This window comes from Acinetobacter tandoii, from assembly GCF_008867985.1.
Taxonomy (GTDB): domain Bacteria; phylum Pseudomonadota; class Gammaproteobacteria; order Pseudomonadales; family Moraxellaceae; genus Acinetobacter; species Acinetobacter tandoii.
This window is the reverse complement of sequence record NZ_VXLD01000003.1, coordinates 16,239-39,671: the sequence shown is the minus strand read 5'-3', so window position 1 is coordinate 39,671 and position 23,433 is coordinate 16,239. Positions and strand designations below refer to the sequence as shown.

The 23,433-nt window shown below is 41.6% G+C and carries 21 protein-coding genes and 4 tRNA genes; 12 read left to right on the top strand and 13 right to left on the bottom strand.

Annotated features, from left to right (window positions below; all coding sequences use genetic code 11):
- Positions 1–515 precede the first annotated feature (515 nt).
- The 3 genes from F4W09_RS06215 (at position 516) to F4W09_RS06205 (ending at position 4,668) form a co-directional block, all read left to right on the top strand.
- Positions 516–1,580, top strand: a complete 1,065-nt coding sequence (locus F4W09_RS06215; protein WP_044739616.1) for a hypothetical protein — start codon at positions 516–518, stop codon at positions 1,578–1,580.
- 58 nt (positions 1,581–1,638) lie between these two features.
- Entirely contained in the window at positions 1,639–2,220 is a 582-nt protein-coding gene (rrtA, locus tag F4W09_RS06210; RefSeq protein WP_151504339.1) for a rhombosortase, read from the top strand.
- A gap of 162 nt (positions 2,221–2,382) precedes the next feature.
- Entirely contained in the window at positions 2,383–4,668 is a 2,286-nt protein-coding gene (locus F4W09_RS06205) for a TRAP transporter large permease subunit (protein ID WP_151504338.1), read from the top strand.
- 36 nt (positions 4,669–4,704) lie between these two features.
- Here F4W09_RS06205 and F4W09_RS06200 read toward each other — a convergent pair whose 3' ends face one another.
- From F4W09_RS06200 to rnr, 6 genes are read right to left on the bottom strand one after another with little or no spacing between them, the layout of a single operon-like run.
- Positions 4,705–5,580 carry a DMT family transporter gene (locus F4W09_RS06200; RefSeq protein ID WP_151504466.1) on the bottom strand — a complete coding sequence of 292 codons (876 nt, stop codon included), beginning with the start codon at positions 5,578–5,580 and terminating at the stop codon, positions 4,705–4,707.
- A gap of 57 nt (positions 5,581–5,637) precedes the next feature.
- Complete coding sequence (locus tag F4W09_RS06195; RefSeq protein ID WP_151504337.1) at positions 5,638–6,081, bottom strand: hypothetical protein; 444 nt, start codon at positions 6,079–6,081, stop codon at positions 5,638–5,640.
- Positions 6,082–6,097: 16 nt separating this feature from the next.
- Positions 6,098–6,304, bottom strand: coding sequence for a YheV family putative metal-binding protein (locus F4W09_RS06190; protein ID WP_016168574.1), 207 nt, complete (start codon positions 6,302–6,304; stop codon positions 6,098–6,100).
- Positions 6,305–6,342: 38 nt separating this feature from the next.
- Positions 6,343–8,400 (bottom strand): M3 family metallopeptidase, encoded by a 2,058-nt coding sequence (locus tag F4W09_RS06185; protein WP_171492406.1) that lies wholly within the window; start codon positions 8,398–8,400, stop codon positions 6,343–6,345.
- Between the two features lie 40 nt (positions 8,401–8,440).
- A complete protein-coding gene (locus tag F4W09_RS06180) occupies positions 8,441–9,328 on the bottom strand; it encodes a VanW family protein (RefSeq protein WP_104441424.1) in 888 nt (295 codons plus the stop codon).
- Positions 9,329–9,378: 50 nt separating this feature from the next.
- Positions 9,379–11,817 (bottom strand): ribonuclease R, encoded by a 2,439-nt coding sequence (gene rnr, locus F4W09_RS06175; RefSeq protein WP_171492405.1) that lies wholly within the window; start codon positions 11,815–11,817, stop codon positions 9,379–9,381.
- 265 nt (positions 11,818–12,082) lie between these two features.
- On the opposite strand from rnr, the gene F4W09_RS06170 reads away from it, so the two are divergent.
- The 7 genes from F4W09_RS06170 to F4W09_RS06140 all read left to right on the top strand — a co-directional run bounded on the left by F4W09_RS06170 (position 12,083) and on the right by F4W09_RS06140 (position 14,645).
- Positions 12,083–12,172: transfer RNA gene (locus F4W09_RS06170), tRNA-Ser, on the top strand.
- A gap of 14 nt (positions 12,173–12,186) precedes the next feature.
- Positions 12,187–12,263, top strand: a tRNA-Arg gene (locus F4W09_RS06165).
- 48 nt (positions 12,264–12,311) lie between these two features.
- Positions 12,312–12,388 (top strand) — tRNA-Arg (locus F4W09_RS06160).
- 72 nt (positions 12,389–12,460) lie between these two features.
- Positions 12,461–13,075, top strand: coding sequence for an HAD-IB family hydrolase (locus F4W09_RS06155; protein ID WP_151504335.1), 615 nt, complete (start codon positions 12,461–12,463; stop codon positions 13,073–13,075).
- Positions 13,076–13,175: 100 nt separating this feature from the next.
- Positions 13,176–13,252: transfer RNA gene (locus F4W09_RS06150), tRNA-Arg, on the top strand.
- A gap of 210 nt (positions 13,253–13,462) precedes the next feature.
- Positions 13,463–13,966 (top strand): YcxB family protein, encoded by a 504-nt coding sequence (locus F4W09_RS06145; protein ID WP_016168569.1) that lies wholly within the window; start codon positions 13,463–13,465, stop codon positions 13,964–13,966.
- A 34-nt stretch (positions 13,967–14,000) separates the two neighbouring features.
- On the top strand, positions 14,001–14,645 hold the full coding sequence (locus F4W09_RS06140) for a fumarylacetoacetate hydrolase family protein (protein WP_104441426.1): 645 nt from the start codon (positions 14,001–14,003) through the stop codon (positions 14,643–14,645).
- 44 nt (positions 14,646–14,689) lie between these two features.
- Here the strand turns inward: F4W09_RS06140 and F4W09_RS06135 are convergent, their stop codons facing one another.
- Positions 14,690–15,496, bottom strand: a complete 807-nt coding sequence (locus F4W09_RS06135) for an AraC family transcriptional regulator (protein WP_151504334.1) — start codon at positions 15,494–15,496, stop codon at positions 14,690–14,692.
- Positions 15,497–15,613: 117 nt separating this feature from the next.
- On the opposite strand from F4W09_RS06135, the gene F4W09_RS06130 reads away from it, so the two are divergent.
- Complete coding sequence (locus tag F4W09_RS06130) at positions 15,614–16,549, top strand: DMT family transporter (protein WP_104441428.1); 936 nt, start codon at positions 15,614–15,616, stop codon at positions 16,547–16,549.
- 64 nt (positions 16,550–16,613) lie between these two features.
- On the opposite strand, the gene F4W09_RS06125 is transcribed toward F4W09_RS06130, so the two are convergent.
- The 4 genes from F4W09_RS06125 to F4W09_RS06110 all read right to left on the bottom strand — a co-directional run bounded on the left by F4W09_RS06125 (position 16,614) and on the right by F4W09_RS06110 (position 20,894).
- Positions 16,614–17,099, bottom strand: a complete 486-nt coding sequence (locus tag F4W09_RS06125; protein ID WP_151504333.1) for a hypothetical protein — start codon at positions 17,097–17,099, stop codon at positions 16,614–16,616.
- 77 nt (positions 17,100–17,176) lie between these two features.
- Positions 17,177–18,226 carry a linear amide C-N hydrolase gene (locus F4W09_RS06120; protein ID WP_151504332.1) on the bottom strand — a complete coding sequence of 350 codons (1,050 nt, stop codon included), beginning with the start codon at positions 18,224–18,226 and terminating at the stop codon, positions 17,177–17,179.
- A complete protein-coding gene (locus tag F4W09_RS06115) occupies positions 18,223–19,386 on the bottom strand; it encodes a TIGR00341 family protein (protein ID WP_104441431.1) in 1,164 nt (387 codons plus the stop codon). Before F4W09_RS06115 ends, F4W09_RS06120 begins: the two co-directional genes overlap by 4 nt.
- 257 nt (positions 19,387–19,643) lie before the next feature.
- A complete protein-coding gene (locus F4W09_RS06110) occupies positions 19,644–20,894 on the bottom strand; it encodes a YihY family inner membrane protein (RefSeq protein ID WP_016168562.1) in 1,251 nt (416 codons plus the stop codon).
- 112 nt (positions 20,895–21,006) lie between these two features.
- Between F4W09_RS06110 and wrbA the strand changes: the two genes are divergently transcribed.
- Positions 21,007–21,609, top strand: a complete 603-nt coding sequence (wrbA, locus tag F4W09_RS06105; RefSeq protein WP_151504331.1) for an NAD(P)H:quinone oxidoreductase — start codon at positions 21,007–21,009, stop codon at positions 21,607–21,609.
- A 62-nt stretch (positions 21,610–21,671) separates the two neighbouring features.
- Here the strand turns inward: wrbA and F4W09_RS06100 are convergent, their stop codons facing one another.
- Together F4W09_RS06100 and F4W09_RS06095 are read right to left on the bottom strand one after the other, a co-directional pair.
- Entirely contained in the window at positions 21,672–22,040 is a 369-nt protein-coding gene (locus F4W09_RS06100) for a hypothetical protein (protein ID WP_044739147.1), read from the bottom strand.
- Between the two features lie 251 nt (positions 22,041–22,291).
- The gene (locus F4W09_RS06095; protein WP_104441432.1) at positions 22,292–23,356 is read right to left on the bottom strand and encodes a sensor domain-containing diguanylate cyclase; all 1,065 of its coding nucleotides are present in this window, start codon (positions 23,354–23,356) and stop codon (positions 22,292–22,294) included.
- Positions 23,357–23,433: the final 77 nt, after the last annotated feature.

Here is a 23,433-nt window from a genome sequence, read left to right as displayed (position 1 = left end):
GTTAGACAGTTAATAATTTTATTAAATTAATTAAAATATAAAAAACAAGTATTTAATATTAAGTTGTTAATACGTTGTTAGACAAAAAATAAATTTATTGGCATAAAGTATAAATTGTCAGACAATTTTTGCAGATACATTTGTGTTTTCTCTGTACATTAAAACCACCAAACAGCGAACGAGGAGATCAGTATGATTTTTCCAACGTGGTCGTTTCTAATGGTAGCGATTGTCTTGGCAATTGTTATAGGACGTTTAGGAACTGTGCTGAAGGATCGATTTGCACAAACATAAAGCCCATTGGGCGTTCATTTAATAGGTAGCATGTGCTGAACCGTCGCAATGCTACTTTTTTTTGCCCAAAATTTAATAATCCTGCCGCTAGAGTCAATTTTTCTCTTTATTTTTCATGGCAAAGTAATCCTTTGAATTAGAGTAAATACTCTTTTCTTCGAAAATAGCTTCTGCTATGTTTACTGCGAAGGACACAAACAAAAAATATAGAGGACAGGAAGATGTCACAAGTCCAGAAAATTGGCCAAGGTATGGCGATTTTAATGATTACAACAAGTGTACTTACAGGATGTTCGCATGTAGTGAAATCTGGCGCGAATGTCGCTTTAGGATTTAGCGAAAAGCATATTGTTCCGCCCATTTTAGCCATGGAAGATGCGGATATGGTGTGTAATTCGGGGAATGCGTTAACACCTGCAATTATGTCGACCCAAGAGATGGGGGCAGACCCGACACGTATTGCAATTTTACTCTATTCTGCTGCGGGCACATGTGCCGAAAACAGAGCACTCGATGCTGAACTCCGTTATTTGCGTGCGTCTAAAGCAGGACAAGTCACAGAAGCACAAGATGCGCGTATTGAGCAAAAACGTTGGTCGGCTGTAGCGGCACAGCGGCAATATGCAGGTTATCAACTCTTAGAGAAGCGCTGGCAAGCCAAGTATAAGCAAGAATTGGGTGAGAGTTGCCCAAAAATGAAAAGTGACATTGATCAGACCGTGTATTTGCTGGGTTTGCTCAGTGGTGTACAAGCCATGACCAATGACATTAATGCAGGTGGTTCGGTGAATGTACCGAAAGATATCGCAGCAATTGTAGAGCGCGGGATGGTTTGCTTGAACAATGAAAAGTTCTGGGGTGCACCAGAAGCAACACGTGCGGCCATTTGGACCTTACTGCCAGGGGCGGGAGATGGTAAACCAGATCCATACCAAACCCTAAAACAATCCATGCAAATTGGTGAGCAAAAAGGTGTACGCTTATCTCATGCCCTATATGCGGTAGCAGCACAAGCCAGTGGCGATGATGCCAAAATTCGTGATGCCTTAAAACATTTCGTTGCAGCGCGTTCAGATGAAAAGCCTGTTAATCCCCAGTTCAAGTTGATTGACAGTATGGCGGCGAGTATGGTGCAAGGTATTTCAGACCGCTACTGGACGGAACACACAGGCAAACGTACAGCCGATGATGGCATGCAGCAATTCTGGGATGAACAGGACGTTAGCTCGGGTCTGGATGATTTATTTAATGCCTCGGAGGATGCTGCAAGTACTGCAAAAGAATAGGCTGTGGCGTGAAACTGAATGAAGCAAAGGATTTGCTGAGAGATCGAGGGAGATGCTGATGAATGTCCCATATTTTGTTCGAAAGGTGGTTTTTATTGCAGGAGTTGCCTCAATATCTGCCTGTTTACAGATTTTTGCAGATTATTTTATCTATTGGCGCCCAGATTTGTTAGAGCAATTCTGGCGTCTTTGGACGGCACATTGGGTGCATGTCGGATGGATACATTATTTGCTGAATATGCTTGCCTTTGCGTGTTTTCCTTTTATTTTTCCTCATGTTCGAATTTGGCAATTGGCTGCATTACTGCTAGTGCTTCCAGTGTGTATTAGCTTAAGTTTCTATTATGCTTTTCCTGACATTGAAGCTTATGCTGGGCTTTCAGGTGTATTGCATGGTGCTTATGTTGCGGTCGCGCTTGTCCATTTAACTTATGCACATGAACGTAAGTTTGCTGCGGGCGTGTTGGGGTTAATTGTGCTGAAGTTAATTTGGGAAAATACAATAGGCAACACCAGCACCGCAGAATTGATAGGAAGTCCTGTTCTGATTGAAGCCCATTTACTTGGTGCACTCTGGGGCATGCTATTAGCTGCCGTCTATTTTCCTTTTCATTTACAGTCACTTCAGCCAAAGAGTTGACATTTTAAGCAGAAAGAAAATAAAAGCAGTCATTTTTTTCAATCTTAAAGTCATGCAGAGTGAAGTTGAAAAATAAAGATAGAACAGAATATGGAGATGTTCTGTTCATAGAGGATCTCTACGTCATCATTGATGATGAGTAAAATAAAAATAGGAACACATATGTATGATGCAGGACAGAAACGGTCTGGATTAGACCTGTTTAAATATATTTGGACAGAATGGATCTCTGCCTTTGTGATTTTGGTGTTACTGGTTTTGACACTGATTATTGGCACAGGTGAAATGATTCATGGACAATTATTGCGGATGGGTGAAAGCCTATATGGTGACCCTGACAAGGGCATGCAATATTCTTTTTTGAGAGCTGAGCCAAGCAAACCCGATTGTGACCGAAATCCGAATGTGGATGCTTTGGTTCAAACACAAATGAAAACCAATGCAGCTGATGAATTTGCTGATATTTTTGGTACAGCATCTGAGTCAGATGTCAGAGCTTCGATTATTGCGGCACGAAATTTATGTGAAGAAAAATATCAGTTTTATGATAAAGCAATGCAACATATGCAGGCACATCCAACCTTAAGAACCTACCGTACCGTGGAAACGACGTTCTTTGGTGTGTTTAAATTTGGTAGCGAGAATCGCGCCATTTTGTTGGTATTGATGGTGGTATTTGCGGCAATCAGTGCAACTTTAAAAACGCACCATATTGGCTTACGTAGCCCGACAACCAAAATTGATTTTCGGGTTTATAGCCTTTTTATGTTGCTGGCAAATGGTTTCCTGGCGGCCTCTAGTTTAAGTCAGTATCACTCTGTGCAAAACTCGGGTGTCCCAATGACAGGTGAAATGTTCAGTATTTATTGGATGTGGATCATTTTATTTGGTGTATTGACGGTCATTAGTTTATTCCATGTCGTGAAACAACCCCAGCCGACTCAAGAGGGTGGGCGCTTGAGCATGGCATTTTTGAGTGTCCCTTTATATGCCTATATGGCGGTCATCACAGGAGTTGCCTTTACTTTCTTCATGGATTACCCGATGGGGCAAGGGATTTACTTAGGACAATTGGTCGAGTTTTCCAGTATCTTCCTAAATCTTGCGCTCTTTATCTGGGCAGGGATGCTGTTAAAGCAAACTCGAATTGTGGATTTATTCCTGAATATTTTACGTCCATGGAATCTGGCACCTGAGACTTTAACTTGGCTCATTCTGATCGCAGCAGCATTGCCGACAGCTTACACTGGTGCATCGGGGATTTTCGTGATTGCCGCAGGAGCAATCATTTATAAAGAAGTCTGGAATGCAGGTGGACGTCGCCAATTTGCTTTGGCTGCAACAGCCATGTCAGGTTCTTTAGGGGTGGTATTAAGACCATGTTTGTTGATTGTCGTAGTCGCATCACTCAATAAAGAAGTCACCACAGACTGGTTGTATCAATATGGTAGTTATACCTTTTTGCTCACATCAACGCTGTTTTTAGTGGTGTCTTTGTTCCTCGCAGAGCAGAAGTTTCGTATCGCACCCTTGAATATTGCTTCTCCAAAGTCGGTGCGTGCGATTGCACCGGTCTTGCCTTATATTTTAATTTTTGTACTGATCTGGCTGTTTTATAAATATGCGTTATCGACAGATTTGAATGAATTCACAGCCCCAGTCATGATGCCAATCATTCTATTGGTTATGGTGTTATTCGATAAGTTACGCCATGAACCAGCGCCGATTCAAGCTGTAGGGCATTGGGATGAAACGTTGGATTTGAATTATGCATCGTCTACACAACCTGCTATGGCTGGCGCAGATTTACTCAATACAGCAGAATATCGAGAGGGGATTCATCCTGCACATGCAGCAGATGAGCTGGTTGTCAATCATACGGTCCAGCATTCGGAAAAATTAACCCCGATGCGTCAAGTGGGTTTCTGGAAAGCGATGCATATTTCGACCAGTGAAACGGTTGGGCATATTGGGGCGTTGGTCATCCTTATGGCGCTGTCAGTCAGCGTCGGAGGTTTCCTTGAGCGGGTGGAAGTCATGAGCCTGTTCCCAACAGATATTGGTAATATTTATTTGGTTATTACCATGATCGTAGCTTTGATGATTGTCGTTGGTATGATTATGGATCCGTTTGGTGCTGTTATTTTAATTTCTGCAACCGTTGCTCCTGTAGCCTATCAATATGGTATCCATCCTGTACATTTCTGGATGATTACCTTAATTGGTTTTGAGTTGGGTTATGTGACTCCTCCAGTGGCACTTAATCATTTACTGGCACGTCAGTCGATTGGTGATGCAGAAGTGGCTGAAGCCGATGCAGAAGTGCGACATGAATCGTTCTATTATCGATATGAACGTTGGATCTTACCGTTATTGGTATTATTCCCTGCCATGCTTATTATTGCTTATATCCCTTACTTATTTAAATTGTTCGGTTGGTATCATTAAGCGATTCGAATAACAGATAAAGCACCTTCGGGTGCTTTATGTTTTCTTGCGTTGTTGAAATAGGGGGCTACAAAACAGAATGCCAGCTAAGATTAAGCTGAAGCCAATTAAACTGTAATGATCAGGAGTTTCCTGCCAGAAAATATAGCCCCAAGCCCCTGCAAAAATAATGGCAATATAGTTTACAGGACCGATCTGACCAGCGGGTGCCAATTGGTAGGCTTTAGACATAAAAATCTGACTGATGTTCGCTAATACGCCTGCAGTTATTAAAAAACCAAGTTCGTACAGTGTATAAGGTCGCCATAACCAAAACATTGGCAGCATCGAAATGAGCGTGCCAATGAAGCAGAAGTAAAATACAATTCGTTCTGGAGGTTCAGTGCTGGTCAGCGCACGCACAGTGACAAATGCCATTGCTGCTAAAAAGCTTGCGATTAAGCCAATTAGGGAAATTTGGTTAAATAGCCCTGAATCTGGCTTTGCTACAAACAAAACGCCAGCCAGCCCAATTGCCGCTGCCAATAACATGGAGCGAGTAATTTTTTCTTTTAAAAATAACCACGCAATCAGTGGAATAAAGATGGGCGAGGAATAGGTGAAAACCATCGCATTGGAGAGTTTTAAGTGAGCAATTGCATAGAAAAAGCCATACATGGCAATCAGACCAACGACTGCGCGCCAAGTATGCATCCAAATTTTTGTGGTTTTAAAAAATCCCAACCCTTTATTGAACATGATTGGCAGAAAGACGAATAAGCCAATAAAGTTTCGGAAAAAAACGATGGTGGGATTATCTACGCTATGAGAAGCATAACGAATACATACTCCCATCAGCGAAAATAAAAAAGCAGATAGGGTTAAAAAACCAAGCGCTTTGACCAGATTGCGATTGGTTGGGGAGAGGTTCATACGAAAATTCGGCATAATCATAAGCCGATCTATTCTAGCCAAATTTGAAGAAATAAGTTATTGAGCTTGCGCGAGTTGTGCTTCGAGCAACTTGATTTGTTCTTCTTTCAAGGCTATTAGGTCATCTGCATCAGTATGTTGCGCTTTCAATGTTTTCTCTTGTTCATTCAGTTGTGTCTGAATGTCATCCAATTTGGCAATTTCTTCTTTGGCCAAGCTGGCATTTTTCGGCACATCTTGTTTTAAAATGGCTTCATCGACCAATTGAATCGGTGCTTCAGCCGTCGTATTTGCAACCGCCGTAGAAGCCGAATTTTCCACCACAGGAGCAGCCTCTTTCACGACTGGTTTTGCAGGAGTATGTACAACTTGCTGCTCAATCTCATGTTTTGGTTGAGGGCTCGACATCCATTGATAAGCTAAAAAGATAGCCACCAATACCACCAGTCCAGCAATAATCCCCATTAAAAGTTTTGAATTTTGTCTTTGATCTAACGTCATGACTTGAACCTTGTTGTTATTCAGGCTGACGAGGTTTGAATTGAATGACCCCAATTTCGTCTGGATGTTCAGGTTCAGCAGACTCGACATGGGTCGGGCGCTTTTCTGTATATTCACACGTTATACATTCAATCCACTCGTCATCCACAGTGATGATTTTAACCACACGATCTAAAGCTCCGCATTTAGGACATTTTGCGCCTGCGATAAACTGTCTTTTCATGTCAGTTAATAACACCCTGTGAACAATAATGACGTAGTTTAAGCGGTTTTATCTGCGTTCGTCCAACCCTGATGGCGTAATAATGCATCTATTTTTGGTTCGCGACCACGGAAATTGATAAATGCATCAAGTGCCGTATCTTTTCCGCCAACTGCTAGAATAAACTGTCGAAACTCTTTGCCAGTCTGGGTATTGAAAATACCTTCTTTTTCGAAACGATCAAAGGCATCACTGGCTAGAACTTCCGCCCATTTATAGGAATAATAACCCGCAGCGTAACCCCCGGCGAAAATGTGACTAAAGCTGTGCTGGAAACGGTTATAAGATGCTGTTGGGGCAACGGCATAGTTCTGACGAATTTGATCTAACGTTATTTGAATACCTGTTGCATCAAGGGCAGGTGCAGTTCGATGAATATTCAGATCAAATAGAGCGAACTCGATTTGACGGAGGGTTTGCATGCCAGACTGGAAGAAACGGGCATCGAGTAATGCTTTGAGCAAGGATTCAGGGAGAACCGCTTTGCTTTCAATATGCTCGCTAAGCAAATCCAAACTTTCTTTGTCCCATGTCCAGAATTCCATAAATTGACTTGGCAATTCTACCGCATCCCAAGCCACGCCGTGAGTACCCGCCACCGAAATATGATCCACTTCAGTCAGCATGTGATGCAAGCCGTGCCCAAACTCATGAAATAGCGTGGTGACTTCATCATGAGTGAGTAAAGCTGCTTGTTCTGCAACGGGTGGAGTAAAGTTACATACCATATAGCAGATTGGTTTTTGTAAACCCTGTGCAGTTTGCATGCGTGAGCGGAAACCACTCATCCATGCGCCACCGCGTTTTCCACTCCGCGCATAAAGATCGAAATAGAATCCACCAACCACTTTACCTTGATCTTCCAGTTCAAAATATTGTGCATCTGGATGCCAAACTGGAGCTTCACGCTGCACAACTTGAATGCCATATAAGCGTTCAACAATGCTGAATAAGCCTTGTATGATTTTCGGTGCTGGGAAATAGGGTTTTAAATCTTCCTGAGACAGATTGAATTGCTGAACTTTGAGCTTTTCTGAGTAAAAACCTGTATCCCACGGTTCTAGGATTTGAACCCCATCTTGTTGTGCAATCGCTTTCAGCTCGGCAATTTCCTGCTCAGCAGGGCGACGTGCATGTTCAGCCAACTCGATTAAAAAGTTGGCGACAGTGTCGACATCAGGTGCCATTTTGCTCGCAAGGGACAATTCTGCATAGTTATTAAAACCGAGCAACTGTGCCATTTCCTGACGTAGGCTCAAGATTTCTTCCATCACCGCCGTATTATCAAATTCAGCTTGTTCTGCCTGATCGGAAGCGCGAGTGGTATAAGCACGATATAATTCTTCGCGCACAGTACGATCTTCTGCATAGGTCATAATTGCCAAATAAGCAGGAATATCTAAAGTGGCAACTGCTTGTTCAAGTTCACGTTGTTGACCATATTGTTTTAATAATTCAATACTGCTGGCAGGTAGACCTTTGAGTTGGTCTTCGCTTAAAGGTTTGAAGTAGGCCTGAGAGGCATCTAATACATGGTTGGAGAAGTCTGAAGATAGCTGTGATAAACGTGCTGAGATTTCAGCATAACGCTTTTTCGCTTCACCTTCTAAGGCTACACCAGATAGTTTGAAATCACGTAATGCCAATTTGATGGCACTTTGCTGCGCCGCAGGCAGTTGATTAAATTCTGTCGAATCTTGAATCTGTTGATAGGTCTGATAGAGCACCGTATGTTGCCCAAGCGCTGTGTAATATTCACTTAGTGCAGGCAGTAAAGACTGATAGACATCACGAGTTTCAGTATTATTCATCACGGCGTTCAAATGGGATAACACTCCCCAAGATTCGCTCATGTTATTTTCAAGTTCATCGACTTGGCTCAAGACTTGCAGTTGTGCTGCATGTTGTTCAGGTACGACAGTAAGTTCAGCTAAAAATTGCTGACCGTGTTGAATGGCTTGTTCGATTTGTTGTTTTAAGTCGCTAAGTTGAATTTGATCAAACTGAGGAACAGGTAGTGTTGCTTGATCTAAGTGCATGTGCAGTCGCCATTTCATTTTAAACTTAATCTAGATGTAGGGACTCTTGGGCGGGAAATCAAGTTTTAATTGATCGAGTTTGCTGTTCAGAGCTAAATTCAGTCCAAGAGCTAAAAGATTGATCTATATGCTGAGGAATATACAAGACTTTGGCAAAGTTACGGGTCATACATTCCGTTTCCAGAATTTCACCACTTTTATATTTCTCTTTGCGATGGCGCCAGATTTCATTCTGTCGATAGTAGTCTTGCCCAATTTTTAAGAAAGCATGCTGTTGTTCAAATACATGATAGACGTAACCCAAATCTGCCGAACAGCGTAGCTCTCCTTCCAAACATTTGTCACTAAACCATAGGCGAATTTGAAAGGTATGCGGCGTTGGATTATAAAATTGATAATCAATATAGTTATAAAAAATCGCGGCACCACTGCCAAAAGGTAAAACTCGTCCTTGATCGGGGAAGGGGTCAAAAGAGTGCTGTGCGCGTTGTACCACCTGTAGTGGACTATGGAGTACCAACCAATGAATCAGATTGGCAATTTGGCAAATTCCACCGCCAATCCCGCCTCGTGCTTGGCCAAAACTCAGCTCCATGCCTTCAACATAGCCTTTGGCTTGTGTAGGTTGTCCAACCAATTGGCAGAAAGAAAATGTTTGTTTGGGCGCAATCAAAATGCCTGAAATACAAGGGCTGGCTATTTTTAGATTAATGACTTTGTTGTGTTGCCAGTGCTGCTCACTGTCACCTAATTTTCGGATTAAAACTGATTGATGCTTTTTAACTCGATAGGGCAAAGGAGTTGGGCACTTTTGTTGAGCATAATCTTGACCATCAGTTTTCCATTGCCAATAGCGTAATGCCCGTCGGGTGCGGGTCGATAAGAAGTAAAACAGTGGATGATACTGGCTAATCGGTTTATTGATAAAACGTCGAATGAATTTCATACTTTTGGAGTAAAAGGTGTTAAGCCTAGAGACTTAACACCTATCTGAAGTTATTCGCTACGCACTTTTGCGTTGGCTTTTTTCTTTTTGGCTTTTTTCTTCTTGGCCTTGTCTTTAGCTTTTACATCAGTCTTGGTTGATGCTTTCTTATCGGCTTTTTTAGCATAAGAACTTGGCTTAGACTTGGCTTTCTTCTTCGCAACAGGTTGATCGCCAGACTCACGTGCTTCAGCAGGCGCTTTTGCTGTGCGAGGATTAAAGGTTTCCTCCTTCACTTGAGCAGTCCCAGCTTTGGCAACGCGCGGTGCACGGCTACGAATCGCACGTCCTGCATGCGTCAGTTGCTGAATCAGTTCAAAGTCAATCTTACGCTCTTCTAAATTGACACCTGCCACTTTAATTTTAACTTCATCGCCTAAACCAAACGTTTGCCCACGGTTTTGTCCCACTAGACTTTGGCTAACTTGATCAAAGACAAAGAAGTCATCGCCCAATTGACTGACATGTACCATACCATCAACATACAAGTCTTTTAGGGTGACGAATAAACCAAATTCGGCTACTGCAGAAATTACACCGACAAATTCATCGCCCAAGTGCTGTTGCATATAATGACATTTTAACCACATGGTCACAGAGCGAGACGCTTCATCTGCACGACGTTCAGTCTGCGAGAAATGTTCACCTGCATCATCCAATGCCGCACCTGACAGCGGGAATGGCTTGTTGGCTAATTTGGCTTTAATCGCACGATGTAACAGTAAATCTGGATAGCGACGAATTGGTGATGTGAAGTGGGTATAGGCTTCATAAGCCAGACCATAATGTCCCGCATTTTTCGCGCCGTAATAGGCTTGCATCATAGAACGTAATAACACCGCATGAATACTCGGTGCATCAATACGGTCTTTGGTCGCTTCAATCACCGCCTGATAGTCGGCTTGAGTTGGCTGATCGGGGAATTTTAAACCCAATAATTTGACAAAATCACGGACTTTTTGAATGCGTGAGAACTCAGGTGGTTCATGCACACGATACAACATTGGAATATCATGTTCGAGAGCAAACTCTGCCGCAGCTACGTTCGCCAATAACATACATTCTTCAATGAGCTTGTGTGCATCGTTACGTGTACGTGGCAGAATTTCGTTGATACCGCCCAAGTCATCAAAGGTCATATAGGTTTCAACGGTTTCAAATTCCATCGCATGACGTTTGCCACGTAAATCTTTCAGAACTTGGTACAGTTGGAACAGGGTATTCAGTGATTTACGTACGTCACGGTCTTCAGGAACCGCAGCACTATCGCCATCGAAATATTGTGCCACTTGTGTATAAGTCAGGCGTGCTTTGGAATGCATGACTGAAGGGTAAAATTCAAAGTCTGTCACGCGACCCGCACGGGAAAGTTTTAAATCACAGACCATACATAAACGGTCGACATGGGGATTTAAAGAACATAATCCATTCGAGAGGGCCTCGGGTAACATTGGCAAAACAAAGTGAGGGAAATAAACGGAAGTTCCACGCTCTTGCGCTTCATCATCCAGCGGTTTTCCAATACGCACATAATGACTGACATCGGCAATGGCAACCACTACACGATAGCCTCCGCCAGAGCGTTTTTCAGCATACACAGCATCATCAAAGTCACGGGCATCTTCACCATCAATCGTGACTAAAGGTAGGTCACGTAAGTCGATGCGACCTTCACGATCTTTGGCCGTTGGCTCTTTAAAGCTTTCCGCTTCTTTGAGGACTTCTTCTGGAAATTCGTAAGGTAAACCAAATTCTAAAATGGTTTGCGGAATAATGATTTCAGTATCCGCTTTGTCCGCCATAGATTGAATCACGTGGCCTGTGGCAAATTCTTCACGGGTTGGATAATCATCAATTGCAATACGAACTGAATCGCCTAGTTTAAGTTTGGCATGTTCAATTAACTCTTTTTCTAGAGTAATAGGCTGATGCGCATTCGGATTTGCAGGTTGAATAAAGTATTCACCATCGTGTTGCGAAACTTTACCGATAATTTGTTTGACGCGACGTTGTACAACTTCAGAAATAAAGCCCCAAGCTTTACCTTTACGGTCGACCGAAGTTTGTTGCACTTTTACCCGATCACCATTAAACACCTGACGGAGTTCACGTTCAGGTAAGAGTAAATCGTCATGACCTGCAATACTGGCCGTACCAAAGCCTTTACTGTTGATATAAACCGTGGCTTCATGGTTGGGTTGATCTGCCATACGTTGAAATTTAAAGCCATCTTTCATCAGTTGACCATCACGCACCATCGCAATCAGTCGGTGGCTTAGCGCATCAATGCTCTTTTGATCGGCAATTTGGAAGTGTTCCACTAAATCGGCATGTGATTGTGGCGAGTTTAATTGTTCTATGGTTTCTAAAATGAGCGTACGGCTCGGAATAGGATTTTCGTAGCGTTCAGCTTCCGCTTTGGCTTCAGGATCGACCCAATTTTTCATCATGGATTTGGTTTTGTGTCAGAAGATAGGATTAGCATAAGACATGCAGCGTCAGACTGCACGTAAATGATTGCAATAATGTGTTTTTCCACGAGCAATAGTGGTCATTAAGTTAAATTCAGGACGTAACAACTGCTGATGTAGGGTAAATTCTGCTCAAATTTGAGTAAATTGTTTAAAAAATATTTAATTGAGCAAAATAATGCAAAAAAAATAGCAGCTGTGCTTGCAGTACTAGGGTTAAGTTTGTATTATGGCGGCACGTTACGGTGAGATGGGTGAGTGGCTGAAACCACATCCCTGCTAAGGATGCATACGGGCAACTGTATCGAGGGTTCGAATCCCTCTCTCACCGCCAACTTTACTTATGTCGCGCTCATAGCTCAGCTGGATAGAGCACTTGGCTACGAACTAAGGGGTCGGGAGTTCGAATCTCTCTGAGCGCACCAATAAGTAAACTGTATGTAACGTATCGCCTGAATTGGCACACAAGTAATGCGCTCATAGCTCAGCTGGATAGAGCACTTGGCTACGAACTAAGGGGTCGGGAGTTCGAATCTCTCTGAGCGCACCAACTTGAACAATTAACCGCACATGTTGCGGTTTTTTTGTGCGTGAAATTTATAAAAATAGTAGATTAAATAATATGAACCTTGCACTTTTTGATTTCGATAACACCATTACCCATTCCGACAGTTTTAGTCATTTTTTAAAATATTCATTGTCCTATCGAAAACAGTTATTGGGTGGCATAAAAGTAGCACCATGGCTGATTGGTTTTCGGATGGGTTATGTCAACGATCAGCAAATTAGAATCCGACTTTGTCGTGCTGCTTTTAAAAACTATCCTGCCATAATGCTTGAGCAACAAGGTCAGCAATTTTCGAAAACAATTTTGCCCAATTTAATGAATGAACATACGTTGCAACAACTCCTGGATCATCAACAAAAAGGAGATCAAGTGGTGGTGGTCTCTTCTTCTTTGGATGTGTATTTAAGCCACTGGTGTCAGCAACAGAGCATTGATCTGATCTGTAATCAGTTAGAAGTACAAGAGGGCTGTTATACAGGAGAGTTACAACAGGGGGATTGTGGGTATATGGAAAAAGCTAAGCGTATACAACAGAAGTATTGTTTAAGTGATTTTGATGCTGTGTATGCCTATGGGGATAGTCCGAATGATCATGCCATGTTGGCATTAGCCGATTACAAGTTTTATCAGGGGAAAGAAATAAACTTTTCGAATGAGTTGTCGGTTTAAGAAAATAATTTGCTTAATAACTACACATTCAGAATCATTTTTTGAAAAAAGACTAGGTATTTTAAAATAACTGCGTATAATGCCCAACCATCAAGACGTCGCGCTCATAGCTCAGCTGGATAGAGCACTTGGCTACGAACTAAGGGGTCGGGAGTTCGAATCTCTCTGAGCGCACCAACTTGATTACATAGATCATTTATCTGTTCTATTGTATAAAAAAGAAACCGCATTTATTGCGGTTTTTTTGTGCCTAAAATATCGTAAAAGCATGTCGTTTTTATGAAAATTCCAAAATCTGTTGTCGCCGAGTAGTGGTGAAAAGCATAAAGAAAATCGGAAATTTGGTGTACTATGCTGTAGTCTCGTTTTCAGATTGATGATGGATTTATGTCAGACAGCAAGCCTGCCTTATCTTTACGTTATTATTTAAACCTTGAAGAGTCTCAGGATGGCTTTGCTTTAGCCACCTTTGGTAAAAAGCTGTTCACACGTTTTATTACCCCTTTAATTAGTATTGCTATTATTGGTTGGGGCATTTATTTGGGTTTTACTGGGGTGGGGCGTTATTACGTTGCGCTGGGCGTATTTTTCTTAGTTCTACAACTGGTTTTGCGCTATTGGTTCTTACCGATGATGTTTAAGCGTCAGTTTGTAAAATATCAATTTGGGAAAAGTGAGCAAGGCATCGATTTATATCAGGAACATGCTGATATTTATGCCAATGGGCGTAAAAAAGTCGTGAACTATCATGAAGTACAGAATTTTGCAGTGGGTAAGCTGACCTACATGCTCGAATTAAAAAATCGTACTGTGGTGATTGTACCCAAACGTGCCTTTGCAACAGCCGAAGATCAAGGCATATTTGAAAACACATTCAAGCATTCTAAATAAAAGATTTGTTGTCACAAAAGTCGAAGGGAAGATCATGAGTACACGTCCATCTAAAATTGTTTGTGTCGGTCGTAGCTATGCAGACCATGCGAGAGAGTTGGGAAATGCTATTCCTGACAGTCCTGTATTGTTTATTAAGCCACCGAGTAGTTTAAAGGCACTGGAAGATGGCATTTCGTGGAATTCAGCATTAGGTAGTTGTCACTATGAGTGTGAACTAACCCTGCGAATTGATCGTGAATTGAAAGCCGAAACCGATCCGCTAAAAGCCCTGCAAGCGGTGGGTGCTGTGACTTTAGGATTGGATTTAACTTTACGTGATGTACAGGATGACTTGAAAAAGAAAGGTCAGCCGTGGGAACGTTCTAAGGCTTTTGATGGTTCATGTATGTTGGCGGATTGGGTTGATGTGGCTGATGTGATAGAGGACTGGAATGATGTGCATTACACCTTGCATGTGAATGATGAACTTCGCCAAAAAGGGGATACCTCGCATCTGATTTTTGATATTGGTACTTTATTGGCAGATATGAGTCAAGTCTTTACCTTAGAAGTAGGTGATGTGATCATGACAGGTACACCAGCGGGTGTTGCTGCATTGCAAGCAGGTGACCAACTTAAAATGACTTTGCAAGGTCAGCAACAAGACTATGTTTGGACTACTTTTGTACAGGCCTAAGTTGAGTTGAAGTTAAAAAAGGACTGTCAATACAGTCCTTTTTTTCATCTGGATTGATTTGCTGCGGCATAGTCCTTGCGAAATTGATCAGGCGTACAGCGCATCCAGCGTTTAAATAAGTTAATAAAGGCTGAGGCATTGGCATAACCCAAATCCAGTGCGATGCTTTCTACCGTTTTGTTTTCATTCAGCATCGACATGGCTTTAATCACTTTCAGCCGTTGTCGCCATTCATTTAATGACATGCCTAATTCTTGCTGACAGTAACGCGCGAGAGTACGTTCGGTCATATTAATTCGTTGAGCCAATTGTGCCAGAGTGCTTTGATCGGCGGGATGCTGTTGTAAATAATCCAGTAAAGTTTGTAGTGCTGGGTGTTTACTTGAGGGTAAATAACTGCCAACCCATTTGGCATGTCGCAGTTGATCTAATAATACATGCAACAAACGTAAGTGTTCAGGGTCATGGTCAGGCAAAGGATGATGACGTAAATGATGTAAAAGTGCAGGGACTAAGGCCGAGGTCAGCAAGATACCTGCCTGTTTTGGCAATCCTTCACACAGGCTTTCATGTACATACAAAGTGGAATGAGTCACTTCGGTACGGTTAATGCCTGCATGTTTTAAATGCGGGGGTAACCAAATGCCATAAGGCGGAGGGGTCAGAAAATGAATTTGATCCACTTTGACTTCGAGCACGCCGTTGAGGGCATAGACAAACTCTCCCCAAGCATGTTCATGCGTGGGATAGCAAGACTCTGCGGGTGCATCGGAAATGCGAAACCATAGCGGTGCAGGAATATTATCATTGGTCGGCATGGGATGATAGTCATGTTGTAAACGTGTATGCATCTATTTCTCCCGTTGCTCATTTTGCCTGAATAATAGTATGAGTTGTCTGTTTTGAAGTATATCTTTTAAAAGTGACAGGTCTATAGTGGTCATTTATGAATTGAGCGGGAGTAGACCGTGAGTGAGCGTCGGGCACTAGACAGTAAAGCAGCAAGCATTATGTTTGTACTGTGTATTATTTGGGGCTTGCAGCAAGTAATTTTAAAAATGGCTGCACCAGATATTTCTGCGGTAATGCAAATTGCATTGCGCTCAGGCTTGTCTGCGCTGATGGTTTACCCCATGATTAAGCTTGCCGATGGAGTTTCTCTGTGGAGCCGGGATTATCTGGCTGCTGGTATTCTTGTTGGTGTGTTATTTGCCTCTGAATTCTTTTTGGTGGCACAAGCATTACGTTTTACCTCGGCATCACACACCGTGGTTTTGCTGTATACCGCACCAATCTTTGTGGCTTTGGGGCTGCATTGGAAGCTCCCTTCTGAACGATTGAGTGTATTGCAGTGGTCTGGGATCGCGCTTGCATTTTTCGGTATTATCATTGCATTTCTATTTCATCCTGTTGGTTCGGCGGCGGCATCAAGCACTGCTTTGTGGGGAGATGCCTTGGCGTTACTGGCGGGAATTTTATGGGCGGCAACCACGATTGCAGTTCGTTTAACTAAGTTGGCGGAAGCACCTGCCACCCAGACTTTGTTCTATCAACTTTTGATTGCATTTCTACTGTTATTTCCTCTGGCATTTGCCATGGGGCAGGCCAGTATTCATTGGACTCCGTTTGCGATTGGCAGTCTGCTGTTCCATACCATTATTGTGTCTTTCGCTAGTTATTTAATTTGGTTCTGGCTATTAAAAGAGTATCTGGCTTCGCGTTTGGGTGTGTTTTCCTTTTTAACACCATTATTTGGTGTGCTTTTTGGAGTACTACTACTCAATGAAAAAATTGAACTGAACTTTATTATTGGTACGGTATTGGTGATGTTGGGGATTATGGTGGTAAGTATGCAAGGCTGGGTGCAATCACGAGGTTTTACAAAAGTTTTAAAATCTGACTAATCCTTGTTTAGGTATTTAGCAAAAAAGCCTGTCATGAAGACAGGCTTTGCATTTAGTTAGAAAATTAAGGCTGATATAAATTGATAAAAGCACGATAAGCTGAAGATTGTTGCCCATTGCGATATACAGGACGAGTAATATTACCTTTGTCTGTAACTAGTTTTAATTCAATATCTTTGGCATTTTTGAAGGTGCTTAAGAAAGCGCTGGGTACTACAACATAATTGGATGAGCGATGTGGAACCATACGATTGATGTATTCATGTGTGGTTGCTGTCGTAGGAGCATAACTATAGGGCTTTTGATCAATTAAAAAGACAAATTGCTGAATATCATAATCATCTTTGGCACTTGGCAAATATGCCGTAACTTTTAAATTGTTACGATTTTGTTCGTTCCACGTCACTTTCACCGTTGGGCAAAGTTCATTTTGTACACAGATCAGCAGCCCTGCTGAAGCGATATTTTGAGGTTGTGTGTTTGAAGTGGCACAGCCTGCTAGCCCCATAGTCGTTACTATTGCGAATAGACTGGTTTTTAAAATATTCATGTTTAACCTTTATTGATATCGATAGAAAACTGACGGCGCAACATTTTCATAAATGAACGTAATGCGCTGTGCAGTATTTATTCTTTTCCTAAAAACTCAAATGCTTTCGTGGTCTTAAAGTATGGTGTGGCATCCCCAGCATAGACATTGGCTTGATCTGCACCTAAGTCAAGTTTCTGGAAGGGTGTAGTTTTAAAATTGATTTTCTTTAAATCTACCCAGAACGTATTGGGTGAAACCGCTGATTCAAAAAAGTATAACAAATTCTTATGGTCAACAACCGTCCGCCAGCGCGTTGATGAGATATTTGGTTCTTCTTCAGTATTGAGACCGAAGGGAACGGATGCATTGCGAATCACACTAAAGACACTGGCAAGGCTCTGTTTGCTGTTGGCATTTTTAGGAATAGCATTGATATAAAATGAGGCGCGGGCAAAACGATCCGAGGCACGGTTTGTACCAGGTAGGAAGGTTGTACCTCCAATCTTTTTCCAATATTCATTCAGTGCTAGCTGTTCGTCAAAAGTCGGTGAATTGGTCATGACCTGATATTTAGAATTATGATGAATGACCTGTTGACCATTAATGTATTCTACAATGGCACTATCTCCCGATGCATCTGAAAGAGAAAGGTGTAAGGTCGCAAGACGTTTTTCCCCAGGGACATCATCCGTGACCACAATAAATGGCTCTTTCTCCAGTGCACGAATGGCTTCATTCACTGTCGCATAATTATCCAGTACATATTGTGCCCACAGTGAAATACTTAAAGTGGGCTTTTTATTGTTTTTTACTTCTGGATATTCGGATTCCACTAGCCAAAGTAAATTGGCTGTAAGGCCTTTTTCATTGACGCCATCGGTTGTGGAAATATCATAACCTGTTGCAATCACACTGCCATATTTAGCTTTCCAATGAATGGATTGGGGGCCTGCCAAACCATTTCGGGCGATGTTTTGCGGCATGATCCAGAGATTGGTCCCGATGTCGACTTTCCAGTCCATAGAACGTGCTGTCATGATGTTTTGATTATCGCCATGAAAAACAACGCGGGTACAGGCTTGAAGCGATGAATGAATCAAAAGACCGCTGGTTAAAGTTGCAATAAGGAGTAATTTTTTTGTCATGATGGATCCTGTTGTTTTAACATTTGAATGATGGATTTTTCAGATTCGGTTGTGTTCAAAGGCACAATCTTTGTTGGTTGGGTTTGAATAATTTGAATAGGAATAAAACGAATTTGTACATAGGTCGGGTGACCATTGCGATCCGTTCTTAGTGCTCGGTTTAATTTGTCAATTTGATTCGTTGAAGGCGGAGTAACCCCACGTATAAACACCCTAGCTAAGGTAAAGTTTGAATGTGTTTCGAACTCTACTGTGTCAATAATATTGGTTTCGTTATTAAGCTTTTGACTCAATAGGTCGCTGATGTGAGATTTATATAATTCATTCTGAACGGTATGGAGTAAATTAAGGGTCAAATATACGGCCAATATAAGTAGAATGATTAAGCTGACCCAATTACGTTTTGCAAACTCTAGGTATTTACTGGAAACTTCCTCATTAGAACCACGTCTAAAACCTGCAATCCAGAGCACCATTGCTGAACTGATTTGAATTGCAATGATATTGGTAAAGGTCAGCAAGAAGGCATTGGCAGAAAGAGAAAACTCAGCTCTGGATAATAAAATACCACTGGCGACTAAAGGTGGAACTAACGCAGTGGCAACAGCAACCCCAACTACAGCAACCGAAAGTCGTGGTGAAACTGAGGCAAAGGCACCTGCAGCACCACCTGCCAGAGCAATCATTAAATCGAGCGAATTTGGATGTGTACGCGCCATGATTTCGTTGGTAATGGCAATATTGGGATGGATAATTCCGATAAGAAAACCAATCCCGTAAATCATCAAAATACCCAATGTTAACGTTTGAAAAGCGGTACGAAACAATATCCAGCGGCTATCGATTAAAGCCAAAGAAATACCTGCAATCGGCCCTAACATCATAGCAACCAACATGGCACCAATGACCACTGCTGTAGAATCACTAAGTAGCCCATAGGCAGCAATTACTGCTGCTAGTGCATTCATAATAAAAAAGGTTTTGCTGGGGAGGGCATCGACCTGAATATTCAGACGGACTTGCTTATGGTCAATTTGTTTAGAGCTTTCTCGAAGTGCCTGTTGATAGCGTAATTTTTCTTTTAGTGTTTCAAAGCGCTCTTTCTCAGGCTCCGTTTCATTAATAATAATGGTCGGTGTTTCTTTTTTTGGGTCCGTCATAGTGAATTCTCAACTGAATCACGCAAACAAAAGTCTTGCTTGTGATGAGAGGTTCTTCTTCTACATCATGTTTTTAAATCATTTTATCATTTGGTTTAGAACTTATATTAGCTTATTTTTTAAACGAGTTGTAGTTTGAAATTTGGAGAATTACGTAATCGACAGGGGGGAATGGATTAATAAAATGAGAAGACTGGTATGAATGATTGGTCAAACGAGAGATGAAATATGATTTCATCTCCTTTGTCTGATGAGGTTTAACGCTGCTCAAAAATACTCGCCAATGGTAGAGAAAGTTTGGCAGCCAGATAATCATCAGCTTCTTCAAACATGGGGCCAATCCGCTGCATCCACTCATGATCATCGAGATGAATATTTTTAACGTCAGGACGACGTGGTAGTGGGTAGGGAAGTGATTTGTAAAAACTCCAAAAATCAACCTGCGTTAAATTACGGACCAACACATATTCATTGTTATCGGTACGTTTCACTAAATTTTGCTGTTCTAGTAATAAAACATAGCTTGGCCAGTGGCCAATTTCTTCTCGACCTAAAACATCTAGCGCTTCTTTGTCTGACATACTCTCGCCATTTTGTTGCTTGAGATGAAAAAGTTGTAGGATATCGAGCAGCATAATTACTGGGTGTCGTCGCTGTTCTTTTCCTGTATAAAAAGCAGTTAGTGCATAACTAATTTCAACACCAAGCAGTACAATATTCCAAGATAGAAAAATCCATAATAGAAAAATAGGTAGCGCGGCAAATGCACCATAGATAATTTCATAACTGGTGAAATTAGACATGATGTAACCAAATAAGTTCTTTAATAATTCAAAAACACTGGCGCTGAATATGCCTGCAAATAGGGCAGCTTTGATTGGAACACTACGATTGGGAATGGTCCAATATAAAATAAAAAAACCCAGTATCGAGAGTGTAAAGGAGATAAGCCAGAGCAAGAAGGCACCATTGACTTCATAGCCTGCCAAATGGCTACTCAGTAGATTCATGGAGGCTACAGTAGAAGATAATACAAAGGCACTGCCTAGTATAATTGGACCTAAAGAAATAATGGTCCAATAACGCATGAAGCCAATCATGCCACCCCGTTTTTCACGAACACGCCAAATACGATTAAACACGTTTTCAATACTGGTCAGCATCATAACGGTGGTAATGAACAGAAATAAAATCCCGATGACTGTCAGGTTGCTGGATTTATCGGTAAATGCGGTTAGGACTTTGTCAAAAGCAATGGTAGTTTTAGGTAAAAAATTACTATAAATCAACTGCTGTAATTGTTGTCGCGCTGGTTCGAGAGCTTTAATCGAAGAAATAATGACTAAAAATACGGTTAACATCGGAACTACCGCAAACAATGTAGTATAGGTTAAAGAACCTGCTTGTTCGCGGCAACGGTCTGCTTCAAAACGTCGAAGGACAAATAAAACAAACTGAAACCAAGTCTTGCTGTAAAAAGGCAGTCTTGTTAAATACTTTTCTATCATGCGTTTCTAGTCTCAATTCTTAATCACTTTATATATTTTTCAAACACAAGCTTAACCAAAAAGTGGGAAAAATACCGTATAGTTTTCATTTTTAGCTTAGATCATAAATGTCATGCAACCTTATGTCCTTGTTTTATATTACAGCAAATATGGCTCAACTAAAGAAATGGCGCATTTGATTGCCAATGGTGTCGAGTCGACAGGGATAGCCGTCAAGATTCGTACTGTTCCCAATTTGGCTACAGTGGTGACGGAGGCAGCAGCAAGCATTCCTGCTGAAGGAGATATTTACTGTACTTTGGAGGATTTACAGTATTGTTCGGGTTTGGCTTTAGGTTCACCAACGCGGTTTGGCAATATGGCATCAGAAATGAAATATTTTTGGGATCAGACCACCAGTTTATGGCTAAATGGTGCTTTACACGATAAACCCGCCTGTGTTTTCACGGCTTCGGGTTCTATGCATGGCGGACAGGAAAGTACACTGTTGACGATGCTTCCTCCATTATTCCATCATGGGATGATGGTGATGGGGTTAACTAATGCGCAGGCTGCATTATCGAATACTAAAACAGGTGGAACACCTTATGGTGCGAGTCATGTGAGTGGTCCACGCCATGATCAGCAATTGAGTCAAGATGAAAAAGTACTCTGTACTGAACAAGGACGCCGTTTAGCCTCTATCGTACAAAAACTACAGACGACGCAAGTTTAATTTGAAAGGTCAGCATCATCAGAATGTTGACCTTTTGCTTTTAAAGCCTAGTGAGTAATCGCTTAAGTGTTCTCAATTTTTTGCTTAAAGCGATAATGACATTTTGAACATTTGTAATCGAGAAAAATATTCTTATCAATCACGACACCTGCTTTTTTGCCAAAATAGTTGCCTAGAAAGCCCCCTGTAATCCCGACACTAATTCCACCAATAAAAGTACCTACTGTACCGCCTACAATAACACCCAAAGGGCCAGCTACAGCGCCAATAGCAGCGCCTGTTGAGGCTCCAGTTGCAGCACCACCGACAGTTCCTGCTGCAACGCCTGCTGAACCGAGTAAAATTCCACTGGCTTTTTTCAGGTGTTGGTCATGGTCACGTTTTTCAACGTCACTGGAACCACATTTAGGACAGAGAATCGTATTTTCCATAGATGATTTGCCTTTGCGTGCCGTAAACTCAATCACGAGATACAGCAATTTTCGTCAAGATTCACGTTTTAGCAGAACCACCATGTGCTGCTGTGACTTGTATGAATTTACTAAGTCTGTAAATCTAAGGTGAATTCTAGCGAAAAAGAACGGCAATGTGTTTAATTGAGTTGTAAGCACAGCGCTCTTCTATAATTAATAATGAAGAAAATATGAAGCAAGTATAAGAGCATTTGGTTTTGTATTTAAACTTATATGCTAAGAGTAGGCACATCGAAGTGGACTCGATTACGTCCTGCCAGTTTAGCTTGATATAACGCTTTATCCGCACGTTTGAAGACGGTTTCTGCATTCAAGTCTGTGATATGTGCTTCGGCTACCCCAATACTGACGGTAAAACAGATGATTTCTTCTTGATATGGAAGTTTCATATCTTCGATGGCAGTACGTATTTGTTTAAATCGATTTACTGCATCTTTTACAGCATGGGTAGGAAAAATAATGGCAAATTGCTCCCCCCCAATTCGTGCAAGAAAATCATGCTCATTTAAATGAGATTGAATGTGTTCACACATTTGCTGAAGCACATAGTCTCCAGCTTGATGACCATAAAAATCATTTAAAGTTTTGAAGTGATCAATATCGAGGATACCCATACTAAAAGGGGTCTGGGTATTAAAAAACAGCAGCATGTGATGGTTGCTTTGCTGAGTAAACATACGTCGGTTAAAAGTACCAGTCAATTCATCGGTAGAAGTGAGTTTTTGCATTTCTTGCACCTGTAGGTGCAACTTAATGTTTAGTCCAATCCAGTTTGCTAAGCATTGTAATAATATGGCTTGTTGCTTTGTGTAATGAAACTTGGCTCGGTCGGCAACATTTAATGTACCTAAGCATTTCCCCTTATGCATTAAAGGCGCATCCATGCATGACCCCATGCCATTTTGAGCCAACATATGGCAATCTAATTCTTCAAATAAGGTGACATCATCGCAAATTCGAAGTGTAGCGGTACTAAAAACACGTCCAACAAATGTCTGTTGAATGGGAACTTTAAATTCAAGCGGAATCGCCTGATTACCTGATATGGAATACAGTTTAAGAAAATGAGCCCGATCATATAGGGTAATACTCGTACGTTCAGCTTGAAAGATCTGTGAAATCCAGAACGCGATTTTATCTAAAAGACTCTGTAGGCAATCTGCTTGTGCAAGATCATGAATGAAATTGATTGGAAGTTGAATGTAATCGTGTTCATTCAGTGGAGTTAATTGATTTGGTGGGTATATCCGTTCAACCATCTTTTTGTTGTTCATCGTGGGATGTTTCTCTAAGTCCAGCGGTCAGTTTAAGCGATTTTTTGATTGGAATTGAAGTGTTGACCAAATTAGTT

Coding starts and splice junctions, on each gene's coding strand:
- F4W09_RS06115 (WP_104441431.1), bottom strand. CDS start 19,386: ATGACGGACCCAAAAAAAGAAACACCGACCATTATTATTAATGAAACG.
- F4W09_RS06095 (WP_104441432.1), bottom strand. CDS start 23,356: ATGAACAACAAAAAGATGGTTGAACGGATATACCCACCAAATCAATTA.
- rnr (WP_171492405.1), bottom strand. CDS start 11,817: ATGATGAAAAATTGGGTCGATCCTGAAGCCAAAGCGGAAGCTGAACGC.
- F4W09_RS06215 (WP_044739616.1), top strand. CDS start 516: ATGTCACAAGTCCAGAAAATTGGCCAAGGTATGGCGATTTTAATGATT.
- F4W09_RS06145 (WP_016168569.1), top strand. CDS start 13,463: ATGTCAGACAGCAAGCCTGCCTTATCTTTACGTTATTATTTAAACCTT.
- F4W09_RS06155 (WP_151504335.1), top strand. CDS start 12,461: ATGAACCTTGCACTTTTTGATTTCGATAACACCATTACCCATTCCGAC.
- wrbA (WP_151504331.1), top strand. CDS start 21,007: ATGCAACCTTATGTCCTTGTTTTATATTACAGCAAATATGGCTCAACT.
- F4W09_RS06135 (WP_151504334.1), bottom strand. CDS start 15,496: ATGCATACACGTTTACAACATGACTATCATCCCATGCCGACCAATGAT.
- F4W09_RS06190 (WP_016168574.1), bottom strand. CDS start 6,304: ATGAAAAGACAGTTTATCGCAGGCGCAAAATGTCCTAAATGCGGAGCT.
- F4W09_RS06180 (WP_104441424.1), bottom strand. CDS start 9,328: ATGAAATTCATTCGACGTTTTATCAATAAACCGATTAGCCAGTATCAT.
- F4W09_RS06195 (WP_151504337.1), bottom strand. CDS start 6,081: ATGACGTTAGATCAAAGACAAAATTCAAAACTTTTAATGGGGATTATT.
- F4W09_RS06125 (WP_151504333.1), bottom strand. CDS start 17,099: ATGAATATTTTAAAAACCAGTCTATTCGCAATAGTAACGACTATGGGG.
- F4W09_RS06140 (WP_104441426.1), top strand. CDS start 14,001: ATGAGTACACGTCCATCTAAAATTGTTTGTGTCGGTCGTAGCTATGCA.
- F4W09_RS06185 (WP_171492406.1), bottom strand. CDS start 8,400: ATGAAATGGCGACTGCACATGCACTTAGATCAAGCAACACTACCTGTT.
- rrtA (WP_151504339.1), top strand. CDS start 1,639: ATGAATGTCCCATATTTTGTTCGAAAGGTGGTTTTTATTGCAGGAGTT.
- F4W09_RS06205 (WP_151504338.1), top strand. CDS start 2,383: ATGTATGATGCAGGACAGAAACGGTCTGGATTAGACCTGTTTAAATAT.
- F4W09_RS06120 (WP_151504332.1), bottom strand. CDS start 18,226: ATGACAAAAAAATTACTCCTTATTGCAACTTTAACCAGCGGTCTTTTG.
- F4W09_RS06100 (WP_044739147.1), bottom strand. CDS start 22,040: ATGGAAAATACGATTCTCTGTCCTAAATGTGGTTCCAGTGACGTTGAA.
- F4W09_RS06110 (WP_016168562.1), bottom strand. CDS start 20,894: ATGATAGAAAAGTATTTAACAAGACTGCCTTTTTACAGCAAGACTTGG.
- F4W09_RS06200 (WP_151504466.1), bottom strand. CDS start 5,580: ATGAACCTCTCCCCAACCAATCGCAATCTGGTCAAAGCGCTTGGTTTT.